Here is a 12,403-nt window from a genome sequence, read left to right as displayed (position 1 = left end):
CTTTCGGGTCAGAGGAACGAGGGCTGGACGGCGAGTTCGGCGACGACGGCGTCCGCGGCCAGCGGGGCAGTGCGGAAGCCGTCGGGGCCGCTGGCCGGACGGGCCCAGGCGGCGGGCCCGACGCGGACGAAGCCGGTTTCGCCGCCTTCGGAGGTGGCGTAGTGGCAGTGCTTGACGCGCACGACGTCGTAACCGTCCACATCGGACACGATGCCGGCGGCCAGGACGCGGGCCGCCCAGCCCGCGTTGTCGTCGGGGCCGGAGAGGGTGGGCACCTCACGCCGGACGGCGTCGGTGCTGACCTTGAGCAGCGTGCCCGCCACCGAGGGCAGCAGCCACGCCCGCCCGTCGGCGCCGATCCCGCCCGCGGTGGGCGTCGCCGCCCAGGCGTGGGCGAGCGCGGCGGGCGGGCGCAGGTAGACCATCGTCTGCCGGTGCAGCGCGACGGGCCGGCCGATCAGTGCCGCGGTCCAGGGACCGGCGGCGACGAGGACGGCTTCGCCGGTGACGGTCGTGCCGTCGGCCAGCTGGACCTTCGCCTGGTCCGGGTCGACGGCGACGGCTTCCCGGCCGGGCCGCAGCTCGGCGTCCGGGTGGTGCCGCAGCCACCGTGCGGCGGCGTGCAGCACGCGGTCGGCGAGCAGCGTCCCGGCGTGCGGCTCGAACACGGCGCCGCTGCCCCTCGGGAACCCGATGAGGGGGTAGCCGGACGGGTGCACGATCCGGATGGGCACGCCGGCGGCCCCCGCGGTGGCGACGGCCGACGGCACGAGACCGGGCGGCAGGGCCTGGAGCACCCCGACGCGCCGGTACAGGTTGGCACCCGGCAGGTGGTCGCACAGCAGCATGTCGAGCTCCCGCCACCGGTGGTGCAGCTCGGCGGCCCGCCGCGTGGCGGCCGGGTCCCCGACGACGAGCGCCCGCAGCGCGCGGTGCTGGTCGAAGGAGGTGGACCCGGGGTGCGGCACGGGGCCGCGTTCGAGGAGGACGACCCGGTGCCCGGCGAGGACGCACTGGATGGCGGTGAGCAACCCGGTGATCCCCCCACCGACCACGACGACCCGCAGGCTGCCCCGGCGACCGGCCCGGCGGGCTGCGGACGCGGCCATGGCCGGGTGAGTTGCGCTCGACGTGGTCAGGGTTGCGGTCAGCAGCGTGTCGTGTCCGGCACCGGAGTGCGGGGGAAGGTCCGCCGGGGACGCGGTTTCGCCCAGACCCAGGGTGGGCGCGGTGACAGTGCCCGGCAGGGTGGCGGCCCCGGCGGTCGCCGCGGTTGCCTGCCCCATCCCGGCACCAGTCTCGGCCAGCAGGGTGCCGGTTCCACTGGATCCAGCGAGCCCACTAGCCTGCCGCGCGCCGGCGCCCATCGGGCGCCCGCCCGGCTCGGCCGTGGGCGTGCCCGGCCGGCCGGCAGCACTCGTCGGCCCGGCCACCACACCACTCGGTGGGGTCGCGGCCCCGCCAAGCACCTCAGTCGCCGCGCGGCCCGGCAGAGCAGCAGCCCCGCCGGCGGCAATCGCCCTTGCCTGCCGCGCGCCGGCGGTCGGCGCCGGGCTCGTCCCGGAAACCGCCTTGCCCAAGTCGCCCCGGCCCGCGCTGGCCTCCAGGCCCACGCGAGACAGCGGACCGTCCCGGCCGGCGCCGGGCGCGGCGGTCGCCGCGCCCGGCAATGTGTTCGCACTCATCGGTCGCTCCCCGCCGGTCGCAGGCGCGGCAGCGGCGCCGGGGTGAACGACTCCGCCTCGGCGCCGGGATCCGTGCCCAGTGCCTGCTCCGCCAGATCCATCAGGATCGGCGCGGCCCCGCGCAGCAGCCGGTCGACCTCGAAGCAGAAGTCGCCCGCGTTCGCGCCCGTCACCTCGCGGCCGTCCAGACGGGCCAGCTGCTCCGCGATCGTCTCCGCCGCGCGGTTCAGGCTGAACCCCGCCAGCTCGTACGACGCCGCGAACCGCTCGGCCATCAGCGAAGCCGCGCGACGCGACCGTGCAGACACCGGAAGCGGGCCGATCCCGACCCACCGGTTCACCTTGTCGGCCACCCGGTTCCACGGGGACACCAGCCGTGACGACGTCACCCGGGCCAGCCCGTCGCGGGTGAAGCTCGTCCGCTGGTGCTCGGGGCTGGTCGCGGCCAGGTGGAACCGGATCAGGTCGCGCGGCACCTCGGCGGCCAGGTCCCGGCTCCACACCACGTGCCCGCGGCTGGTGGAGAACTTCCGGTGGTCCAGCTCGTAGAACTCGTTGGTCAAGTACCGCGTCGGCAGGTCGTAGCGCCCGTCCAGCGCCAGGAGCATGGCCGGGCCGGCGATCGCGAACGGGTAGATGTTGTCGAACCCGAGGAAGTACACGATCTCCGAACCCGCGCCGGCCAGCCACAACGCGTCCTCCGAGGAGACCGCACCGGAGCGCTTCTCCGCGGCCAGCGCCGTGGCGTGCATGCTCCAGGCCATCGGCTCGGCGTTCGGGTTGACGCGCTGCCCCGCGACCTCGGGGAAGGGCACCTCGATACCCCACGAGATCGGGTACGTCACCGGGAAGTCCGGCAACGGCTTCGCCAGCATCGCGGCCATCGCCTGCGCCATGTGCGGCCGCATTCCCGGCGCGTGCGCCGCGAAGTGCGCCTGCAGCCGCGACCGGTACCGCTCGACCGGCAGCACGAGCACGTCGGCTTCGCGCAGCACCACGGGGTCCGAAGAGTCCAAAGTGGACCGGACGTCGAGCAGGTCCTCCGCGGCGACCAGCTGCCCGCAGCTCTCGCACAGTCCCGCGCAGCCCTCGGCGAGGCACTCCGGGCAGCTGCCGGACGCGAAGCCGTCCACCAGGAACTGCCCCGAGCGCGACGAGTACGGGAACTTCATCGTGCGCAGTTCCAGCTTGCCGGCCGAGTACAGCCGGCCGACGAAGTCGACGACCCACTTGGTGAACCGGTCGTCGTCGCCGGTGTAGCCGTCGACGCCGATGCCCATGGCTTCGAGGCTGGCGGAAATCTGCGCGGCCGACGTGGCGACCAGCTCCGCCGGGGTGACCCCGCGCCGATGCGCGGTCGTCACCACGAACGTCGAAGTGTCCTGGAACCCCGTGCCCAGCAACACTTCCCGGCCCTGCGACCGGGCGTAGCGCGTGTGCACGTCCGCGGCCAGGAACGGCCCCGCGATGTGCCCGAGGTGCAGGTCGCCGTTCGCCGTCGGGGCGGGCGAGATGACGACCGTCCGGGCGGTCATGACACGCCTGCTTCGTGGCGGGCCGTGAACCGGTCCGACATCCCGGTGTCCCACCAGACGCCGTAGTACTCGAAGTCCTCGGCGCCCTGGTTGGTGACGCAGTGCGTCGACCCCGGCGGCAGCCGGACGACGTCGCCCGCGCTGAACGGGTGCGGCTCGTCGTCCACGACCAGGGTCGCGGTGCCCGAGACGGCGATGAAGATCTCGTACTCGTGGTGGGCGTGCGGGGTGGACGTGGTGCCGGGACGCAGGACGCACCAGGCGCCTTCGAACGGTGCGTTGAGTTCCGGCCAGGGCAGCAGCCGCTGCGAGTCGAGCCCGTACGCGCGCTCCAGGTGGTCGCGGTCGAGCCGGCGGATGTCGATCACACCCCCACCCCCACGGACTCGTCGGAACGACGGCGGTCTTCGTCGGGGCCGGAGCCCGTGACGCGGCGCTCGACGATGTCCCCGGCGATCTCGGCCGACCGCTGGGCCAGCACGCTGATCAGCGAGTCCGAGATGCCGTGCGTCGCCTCGTTGACGCCCTGCAGGTACAGCGCGCCGTGGGCGCCGGCGCCGAGGTCGGCGCGGTAGCGGCGGTCGACGGAGATGCCCTCCAGGCCGATCGAGTCGGCCAGGCCGCGGACCATCGACGGCATCCGCGGGTCGAAGCCCGTGCCGAGGAACACCGCGTCGCAGCGGACCTGCTCGACCGTGTCGTGCTTGAGGTCGCGGACGTCGAGCACGATCTCCTCGCCACCGCCGGGCAGGGGCTCCGTCCGGGAGCCGACGACGTCCGCGGAGCCGCGGATGGTCGAAACGGGCTGGCCGAGCATCCGCTGCTTGTAGAGCATCGTGTAGAGCTCTTCGAGGAACGGCGCCGCCAGGCCGCCGTAGTTCGTCAGGTGCATCTCCGCGAGCACCTTCGCCCGCGCCTCCTCGGACATCGTGAAGAACTCGTCCACGAACGACGGGAAGAACAGCTCGTTGACGAACTTGCTGGTCTGGTAGTCCTTGAGGGCGATCGCGCGCAGCAGCAGCGTCGGGGACGAGCCCGGCGCCTCCTGGTGCAGGGCCATGAACATCTCGGCCGCGCTCTGGGCACCGCCGACGACGACCGGCCGCAGTGGCTTGCCCGGGCGGGCGAGCCCCGTGGTCTCGGCGACCCGGGTGCTGAACTCGGTGCTGTGCACGACGCGCTCGGCCGGCAGCCCGCGGAACACCTCGGGCACGTGGGCGTCGCGGCCGCCGCCGACGACGAGGTCGCGGCAGAGGATCGTGTCGCCGTCGGACAGCGGGACGGTGAAGCCGAGCACCTTGCCGGACTCCGAGTGGATCGGCAGGACGCGCTCGGCGCGGGCGTTGTAGCGGATCTTCACCTGCTCCAGCGAGTCGGCCACCCACTGCAGATAGGCCGAGATCTGCCAGCGGAACGGGTTGAAGGTGCCGAGGTTGACGAACTCGTCGAGCTCGCCGCGCTCGTACATGAAGTTGAGGAAGGAGAACCGGCTGCGCGGGTTGCGCAGGGTCACCAGGTCCTTCACGTAGGACACCTGGCTGCGCGCCCAGGGCAGCATCAGGTTGCGCTGCCACTTCACGTCTTCGTACTGTTCGAGGATCATCGCGGAGCGGGCCACCCCGGCCCGGCCGCACTCCTCGAGGGCCACGGCCAGCGCGAGGTTCGCGGGGCCGGCTCCGATCATCAGGACATCCACCTCGTGGACGGTCATGTCATCACTGCTTTCACGGTTCGACGTGCGGCGCGCCGGGTCGCGGCGCGCCGCACGGAGCTATTTGCCGACGGTGACGCTGAAGAGGTCGAGTTCGCGGAACTGGGTGGGCTGGACGTTGTGCAGCCGGGACGCCCAGGCCGCGGTGCCGGACTGCCACCAGATGGGGATGGTCGGCATGTCCTGCAGGACCAGCTTTTCGGCCTGCTGGTACAGGGCCTGGCCCTGCTGCTGCGACGGCGCGGCGTCGGCCTGCTTGAGCAGCTCGTCGACCTTCGGGTTCGAGTACTGCCCGACGTTCGAAGCGGCACCGGTGCGGAACAGCGGGTTGAGGAAGTTCTCGATCGACGGGTAGTCCGCGACCCACGCCGAGCGGTAGATGCCCGTGACGGTCCGGTTGTTGAGCTGCTTGCGGAAGTCACCCAGCGTCGTCTGCGGGGTGAACTTGCAGGTGCGGCCCAGCGAAGCCTGGATCTGCTTGCAGATGACCTCCATCCACTCCTGGTTGCCGGAGTCGATGTTCGAAGTCAGCTCGATGTCACCCTGGAAACCCGAGGCGTCGAACAGCTGCTTGGCCTTCTGCGGCTCGTAGGTGCACAGCTCGCCGCACTGGTTGTCGAGGTGGCCCTGGACGTTCGGGGCGACCAGGCCGTCGGCCGGGGTGCGGCCGCCGTTGAAGACCTGCTGGATCAGGGCCTTCCGGTCGATCGCCATGGAGATGGCCTGGCGGAACTGCGGGCTGTCGTAGCGCTTGTCGAACAGCGGGAACGCGATCGCCTGGTAGCCGAGGTAGGTGTAGGTCTTGCGCCGGTCGTCGGGCAGGTCCTTCTTGATCTTGCCGCCCTGGGTGGACGTCCACGGCGTGAACGACAGGAAGTCGAGCTTGTTCGCGATGACGTCGGCGTACGCCTTGTCGAGGTCGGTGTAGAAGCGGAAGTCGATGCCGCCGACGTTCGGCTTCTGCGCGCCGGCGAAGCCGTCGAACCGCTTGACGACGAGGTCCTTGCCCGGCGTGTAGGACTCGAACTTGAACGGCCCGTTGCCGACGGGGTGCGCCTCGAACGCCTTGCGGTCGGCGAAGAAGCTCGCCGGCATCGGGAAGAACGCCGCGTAGCCGAGCTGGACGCCGAACTCCGAGAACGGCGCGTCGAGCGTGACGGTGAACGTCTTGTCATCGACGATCTTCAGGCCCGGCAGCTCCTTGGCCGCCGGCAGCGCCGCCGGCTGCTTGCCGTCCGGGGTCGCGTTGTTGACCTGGGCGAAGCCCACGACGTGCGAGAAGTAGCTGGCGCCGGCCATCAGGTTCGGGGAGTACGCGGTGTAGTTCCACGCGTCGACGAAGCTCTTGGCGGTCACCGGGGTGCCGTCGTGGAACGTCCAGCCGTCCTTCAACTTGACCGTCCACACCTTGGAGTCGGTGGTGGTGACCGAGTCCGCGACGGCGTTGTGGGGAGCGGCGGTCTTGGCGTCGTACTCGATGAGGCCGCGGAACAGCGTGCCCAGCACGCTGATGCCGCCGACCTCGGTGGTGTTGCCCGGCACCAGCGGGCTGGCCGGCTCGGTTTCGCTGTAGCTGATGACCGCGTCGCGGTCGATGTTCGCCGCGGCGGGCGCGGCGGCGCCGTCCGGCGTGGGAGCGGCGGTGGTGCCGCCCGGGGTGCTGCACGCGGTGAGCGTGACAGCCAGCACGGCGGCCGCGCAGACGGCGGCCCGGAGCTTTCGCATGGGTGTTTTCCTTCTTTCGGGGTGGGGCCTGGGGTGGGTCGGGTCAGCGCCGGCTGGAAGTGATGCCGAGGGCCAGCGGGAACGCGGGGCGGCCACCGAGGAGGTGGGCGCCGGCGGTCTGCAGGATCCGGTCCTGCGCCACGATGTGCTGGCACATCGTGGTGGTGTCGCGCAGCCAGCGGTCCAGCGGCGAAGGCCGGTAGATCGCGGTGGTCTGCACCAGGTCGTAGAGGCGGGTGACGATCGACCGCGCCGTGCGGAACGCGTGCCGCCGGGACAGCGGCAGCGCGGCCCGCTCACGCGGGGTCAGGTCGTCGAGGGAGCCGCCCGCGGACAGGACTTCGTGCTGGCGCCGCAACGCGCCGTAGACGCCTTCGCGAGCCGCGGCGAAGTCGCCTTCACAGTCGGCCAAGGTGGTCTGCGTGCGGTAGTCGTCTTCCCGGCCCGCGGACACGGAGGCGTCCGTGGCGTGGTCGAGCGCGGCGCGGGCGACGCCGAGCGCGACGCCCGGCATGTTCCGCATGTGCACCTCGGGCTGCGCCAGCGGACCCGATCCCCCGCGCACTTCGGCGAAGGTGAGCGTGTGCGCGGCGGGCACGAACACGTCGGTGATCGTGTAGTCGCAGCTGCCGCTGCCGGCCAGGCCGGTGGTGTGCCAGGTGTCGAGCACCTCGACGTCCGCCTTCGGCACCATGAGCAGGATCGACTCGTGCGGCGACCCGTCGGCGCCGGGTTCGGCCTTGCCGTCGCGGTAGAGGAACGCCCCGGAGACGACCCAGTCGGCGTGCGTGACACCGCTGCCGAACTGCCAGCGGCCGGTGAGGCGGTAGCCGCCGGGGACGATTTCCGCACGGCCGTTGGGAAAGAGCAGCCCGGCGGTCGCCATGTCCAGGCTGGGGAACATCTCCGCGGCGACGGCGCGGTCCAGGAACGACGCGTAGAGCCCGGTGTCCGACCCGATCATCGCGCACCACCCGGCGCCGGCGTCGCCGTAGGCGAGGGCCTCGATCACCTCGGTCTGCTCGATCGACGTGAGCTCGGGACCGCCGTGGTCGCGGGAGAAGCCCATCCGGAACACGCCGGTGCCGCGCAGGAGGTCCACGACGTCCGCGGGCAGCCGCCGCGCCCGTTCGATCTCCTCGGCGCGTTCGCGCAGCACCGGGGCGAGTGCCTGGGCCCGGCCGAGGATCTCCGCCGCGGTTTCCGGCGGGCGGACCGGCAGCGGCTCGACTACGGTCATCACATCACTTCCCTCGAGGTCTTCTTCTCGGTCGCGGTCCGGGTCGGCCGCTTGGAAGTGATTGAAGCCAGCGCTTTAATTGATGGAAACGGTTGGCCGTCAAGGAAAATCAACGGGGTGCACAACGGGAGTAGACAGCGGACGGGCCGCGAAGGGGATTCCTCCCCGTCGCGGCCCGTCCGTGGATGGAGCTCAGCCGGTCACGGCGCTGTTGACGGCGCCGAAGTCCAGGCCCCCTTCCAACGCGGTGTAGGTGCCCTGCTCCAGCAGTTCCACCGCCGCGCGCTGGGCGACCGCGTAGGCGGCCTGCGCGATCGCCGTGCCGACGCTGATCCGGCGGACGCCGACCGCTTCCAGCTCCGCCACCGTCGGGGCGCCCGGCCACACCATCACGTTCACCGGCAGCGGGCTCTCCTTGACGAGGACGCGGAGCGTCTCCAGGTCGACCAGGCCCGGCACGAACACGCTGTCCGCGCCCGCCGCGGCGTAGGCGCCGGCGCGGGAGAGAACGTCGTCCAGGCGGCCTTCGGCCTCGCCGATGCCGAACAGGTAGACGTCGGTGCGGATGTTGAGCCACAGCCCGGGCAGGCCGGCCGCCGTCGCCGCGTCACGGGCCGCGCGAACCCGCCCGACCTGCGCCGGGACGTCGAACAGCGGACCGCCGGGAGCGGTCGAGTCCTCCAGGTTGACCCCGACCGCGCCGGCCTCGACGACCGCGCGGACGGTCGCCGCGACGTCATCTTCGGACGGCCCGTAGCCGCCCTCGATGTCGGCGGTCACCGGGACGTCGACGACGCGCACGATCCGCGCGACCAGCTCGGCCATCTCCTCGCGCGTGAGGCCGTGCCCGTCGGGCCGCCCGGCGGACCAGGCGACCCCGCCGCTGGTCGTGGCGATCGCCGGGGCCCCGGCCCGCGCGATGAGGGCCGCGCTGGCGGCGTCCCAGGCGTTCGGCAGCACCAGCGTGCGGTCGGTGTGCAGGGCGCGCAGCCGTTCGGCGAGCCGGGTGGCAGACATCCGTTCTCCTTCTGGGTGTTTCAAGCGGCCGGTGTCGGTACACCGGCGGCGATCAGGTGGGTCGCGGCGAAGGCGCGCCACGGGTGCCAGGCGGTGCCCAGCCGGCCGGCGTCGGCGAAGACGTCGTGTTCGAGCAACGTCGCCTCGACCGTGCGCTCGGCGGCCGGGAAGGCGTCGGCGTGCCCCAGCCGCAGGGCGATCTCCTGGGCGGTGCTCCGGTCGATGCCGGGCAACGCCGTCAGCCCGGCGGTGCAGTCGGCCAGGCTCGCCCCGGGGTCGAGCAGGGTCTCGTCGGCGGCCACGGCGGAGGCGAACGCACGCAGCGTCCGCGCGGTCTTCGCGGGCAGCCGGGCGCCCTCCAGGTCCGCCTGGGCCAGCGTCTCGGCCGAGGGGAACAGGTGGGTCAGGCCGTGTTCGAGGCCGGGCACCGGCTGGCCCGCCGCTTCGACCAGCGCGGCCAGCTGCCGCCGGACCCGCGCGCGGACGCTGTACTGGCTCAGCACGGCTTCCACGCCGACTTCGAAGAAACCCCAGGCACCCGGCACGCGCAGGCCGGGCCGCTTGCGCAGCAGCGGGCCCAGCACCGGGTCGTCGGCGAAGGCGGCCTCGGCGGGCTTGGTGTCGGCGTCGACACCGACCATCCGCCCGACGCGGTCCACGACGTGGATGAGGCCCTCCCAGAACGGCATGTGCGCGGTCAGCAGCAGGTGGTCGTCGCCGCCGCGGCGCACCTCGATGACGCCCGCCTCGCCGTCGAGGCTGATCGTGCGCCGGTAGACGCCGTCGAGCACCGACTCGACCCCGGGGACCGCGCGGTCGGCCAGGAACGCGCTCAGCGCTTCCCAGTTCAGCGGCGACTCGAAGGGCAGCCGCATCATCAGGCCGCCGTCCGCGGCGAGCCGGTCGGTCCGCCGGCGCCGGTTGCGCAGCTCGAGCGGGGAAGCGCGGAAGACCAGCTTCATGTCCCGGTTGAACTGGCGCAGGCTGCCGAACCCGGCGGCGAACGCCACGTCCGCGACGGTCAGGTCGGAGTCGTCGAGCAGGCGGCGCGCGAAGTGCGACCGCCGGGAGCGGGCGAGCTGGTCCGGCGTCACGCCGAGGTGGTCGTGGAAGAGCCGGCGCAGGTGCCGCGGGGACACGGCCAGCCGCCGGCCCAGCTCCGCTTCGGTGCCCGTGTCCAGCGCGCCGGCGATGATCAGCTGCACCGCACGGCAGACGAGCTCCGGCGCGTCCGCGCCGACCGGGCCGGCCACGCGGTAGGGGCGGCAGCGCAGGCACGCCCGGAACCCGGCGGCCTCGGCCTCGGCGGCCAGCTCGAACGTCTTCACGTTCTCCGCGAGCGGCTTCGCCCCACAGCCGGGACGGCAGTAGATGCCGGTGGTGACCACGGCCGAAAAAGTCGTCATGTCCCAGGTGTAGGCGATCGGGCCCGGCCGGCGCTAGCCAGATCCGGACAGGACCGGGGCAGGTGCGCACCCCGGGAGAAGACTTCTTCGCGGGTCCGGGTGGCGAAGCCACGCATCGACGACAGACGTGTCCGGATCTGACCAGACGCGGCTCCGGGCGCTCGGCAGAGTGGTCGCCGGAGCAAGCACCGCACTACCGAGAGGTTTCCCCCATGCTGGCGAAGGTGTTCCCCATCCCCCTCAAGCCGGGCAAGCAGGCCGAGGCCGAGGCGCTCGTGCACGAGTTCGCGCCGCTCGGCCCCGGGCAGGAGGACGGCACCCTGTCCTTCCGCGTCTACCGCGACCCCGCCAAGCCGGACTTCCTGCTGTTCGTCGAGCACTTCGCCGACCAGGCCGCCTACGACGCGCACACCGGTTCGGCCGCCTACAAGGAACTGATTTCGGGCAAGTTCGCCGATCTGATCACGGACTTCGTCGAAATCGACCACGAACTGATCGTCGACCTCTGATTTTGCCGCATACCGGCCGGATGCAGCAATCGCTGCGTCCGGCCGGGCGCGGGCATGCGAATTCCGCGACAACCGCGTCACGCTCCGATTATCGGGGTTGTCCACATCACGCGGGAATTGATTTTCCGGCGAAACCAACTCTGCCGGTCAACCGGCCAGGCCGCTGCAATGAGGAAGCCGGCACCCGATCGAGGTGCGGCACACCCCTTCGCACAGCCCCTGGAGGCTCGGCCGTGACCACCACCGAAAAACCCGCCGGCGTACTGGCCGTCCTGCGCCGGACGCCCACGCCCGTCCGCTATCTGCTCGGCGGCGTGCTCGTCAACCAGCTCGGCGCGTTCGTCCAGACGTTCATGGTGCTGTACCTGGTCTTCCGCGGGTTCTCCGCGGGGCAGGCCGGCCTCGTCCTCGCCGCCTACAGCATCGGCTCGGTCCTCGGCGGCCTGGCCGGCGGCGAGCTCGTGCACCGCATCGGCCCGCGGGCGACCATCACCGCGGCGATGTCCGGCTCGGCCGTGATCCTCGCGCTCGTCCCGTTCTTCGGGCGGCCCGGGCTGATCGCCGCGCTGATGGCCGCGATGCTGCTCGCCGGCCTCGCGACCCAGAGCTACCGGCCCGCGGCCGCCGTCCTGCTCAGCGAGCTGATGCCCGATTCCGACCGCGTCATGGGCTTTTCGATGATGCGGATCGCCCTCAACCTCGGCGCGGCGCTGAGCCCGCTGATCGCGGCGGGCCTGATCCTGCTCGACTGGGATCTGCTGCTGTGGTTCGACGCGACGACCGCGCTGCTCTACGCGGTCTTGGCGGTGCGGCTGCTGCCCGACCGCCGGGTCGAGCGCGAGGTGTCGGAGCCGGCCGGGAACGGAACCCGTGCCGCGTACGGGATCTTGCTGCGCGACGGCCGGTTCTGGTTCTTCCTGGCCTCGGTGCTGATCGGGTCGATCATCTACGTCCAGTACACGGTTTCCCTGCCGCTGAAGATCACCGCCGAGGGGCATTCCGCCGGTCTCTACAGCGTCGTGCTCGTGACCGCGTCGGCCGTGCTGATCCTGTGCGAGCTGAAGATCACCTCGTACGTCACGCGCTGGCCGGGTCACGTCGCCGCCACGGCCGGGACCGTGCTGATGGGCCTCGGGGTCGCCGGGTTCGGCCTCAGCGGCGGCTCGGCGGTCGCGCTCGTCGCCTGCACGATCGTGTTCGTCTTCGGCATCATGATCAACGGGCCGACGATGTTCGCCTACCCCTCGACGTTCCCCGCCGCCGTCAAGGCGCGCTACATCAGCGCCCACCAGGCGACTTTCGGCCTCGGCATGGCACTCGGCCCGCTGTTCGGCGTCGCCGCGTGGGTCGCGCTGGGCAACGGCGTCTGGTGGCTGTGCGGTGCGCTCGGCCTGGCGGCGGCGCTGTGCGCCCTGCTCGGCATGACGGCCCGCCGCGCCACCCCCTGAGGTCCCGGACCCCGACGGGGGGGGGCGCCGCCGGGGGGGGGGGGGGGGGGAGGGCCCCCGAAACACAAAGAAAGAAAAAAAAAAAAAAAAAAAAATAAAAAAAAAAAAAAAAATAAAAAAAAAGAAA

At 71.9% G+C, this 12,403-nt stretch carries 10 protein-coding genes; 2 read left to right on the top strand and 8 right to left on the bottom strand.

Going from position 1 to position 12,403, the window contains the following annotated elements:
- Window positions 1-8: 8 nt before the first annotated feature.
- From AB0M83_RS21735 to AB0M83_RS21700, 8 genes are all read right to left on the bottom strand, one after another.
- The gene (locus tag AB0M83_RS21735; protein WP_364519661.1) at window positions 9-1,286 is read right to left on the bottom strand and encodes an FAD-dependent oxidoreductase; all 1,278 of its coding nucleotides are present in this window, start codon (window positions 1,284-1,286) and stop codon (window positions 9-11) included.
- Window positions 1,287-1,681: 395 nt separating this feature from the next.
- On the bottom strand, window positions 1,682-3,220 hold the full coding sequence (locus tag AB0M83_RS21730; protein ID WP_364519659.1) for a class I tRNA ligase family protein: 1,539 nt from the start codon (window positions 3,218-3,220) through the stop codon (window positions 1,682-1,684).
- Window positions 3,217-3,588 (bottom strand): cupin domain-containing protein, encoded by a 372-nt coding sequence (locus AB0M83_RS21725; RefSeq protein ID WP_364519657.1) that lies wholly within the window; start codon window positions 3,586-3,588, stop codon window positions 3,217-3,219. The genes AB0M83_RS21730 and AB0M83_RS21725 overlap by 4 nt, the downstream gene beginning before the upstream one ends.
- A complete protein-coding gene (locus AB0M83_RS21720) occupies window positions 3,585-4,931 on the bottom strand; it encodes a SidA/IucD/PvdA family monooxygenase (RefSeq protein ID WP_364519655.1) in 1,347 nt (448 codons plus the stop codon). Before AB0M83_RS21720 ends, AB0M83_RS21725 begins: the two co-directional genes overlap by 4 nt.
- A gap of 60 nt (window positions 4,932-4,991) precedes the next feature.
- Complete coding sequence (locus AB0M83_RS21715) at window positions 4,992-6,656, bottom strand: ABC transporter substrate-binding protein (protein WP_364519653.1); 1,665 nt, start codon at window positions 6,654-6,656, stop codon at window positions 4,992-4,994.
- A gap of 43 nt (window positions 6,657-6,699) precedes the next feature.
- Window positions 6,700-7,896, bottom strand: coding sequence for an acyl-CoA dehydrogenase family protein (locus AB0M83_RS21710; RefSeq protein WP_364519651.1), 1,197 nt, complete (start codon window positions 7,894-7,896; stop codon window positions 6,700-6,702).
- 192 nt (window positions 7,897-8,088) lie between these two features.
- Complete coding sequence (locus AB0M83_RS21705; RefSeq protein ID WP_364519649.1) at window positions 8,089-8,913, bottom strand: isocitrate lyase/phosphoenolpyruvate mutase family protein; 825 nt, start codon at window positions 8,911-8,913, stop codon at window positions 8,089-8,091.
- A 20-nt stretch (window positions 8,914-8,933) separates the two neighbouring features.
- The gene (locus AB0M83_RS21700; RefSeq protein ID WP_364519647.1) at window positions 8,934-10,319 is read right to left on the bottom strand and encodes an AlkA N-terminal domain-containing protein; all 1,386 of its coding nucleotides are present in this window, start codon (window positions 10,317-10,319) and stop codon (window positions 8,934-8,936) included.
- Between the two features lie 212 nt (window positions 10,320-10,531).
- Between AB0M83_RS21700 and AB0M83_RS21695 the strand changes: the two genes are divergently transcribed.
- Window positions 10,532-10,828, top strand: a complete 297-nt coding sequence (locus AB0M83_RS21695) for an antibiotic biosynthesis monooxygenase (RefSeq protein ID WP_364519645.1) — start codon at window positions 10,532-10,534, stop codon at window positions 10,826-10,828.
- 233 nt (window positions 10,829-11,061) lie between these two features.
- Window positions 11,062-12,276, top strand: a complete 1,215-nt coding sequence (locus AB0M83_RS21690; protein WP_364519643.1) for an MFS transporter — start codon at window positions 11,062-11,064, stop codon at window positions 12,274-12,276.
- The last annotated feature ends 127 nt before the right edge of the window (window positions 12,277-12,403 follow it).

Origin of the sequence: Amycolatopsis sp. NPDC051106, from assembly GCF_040682775.1 — a bacterium.
In the GTDB taxonomy this organism is placed as follows: domain Bacteria; phylum Actinomycetota; class Actinomycetes; order Mycobacteriales; family Pseudonocardiaceae; genus Amycolatopsis.
This window is presented reverse-complemented; position numbering and strand designations above follow the sequence as displayed.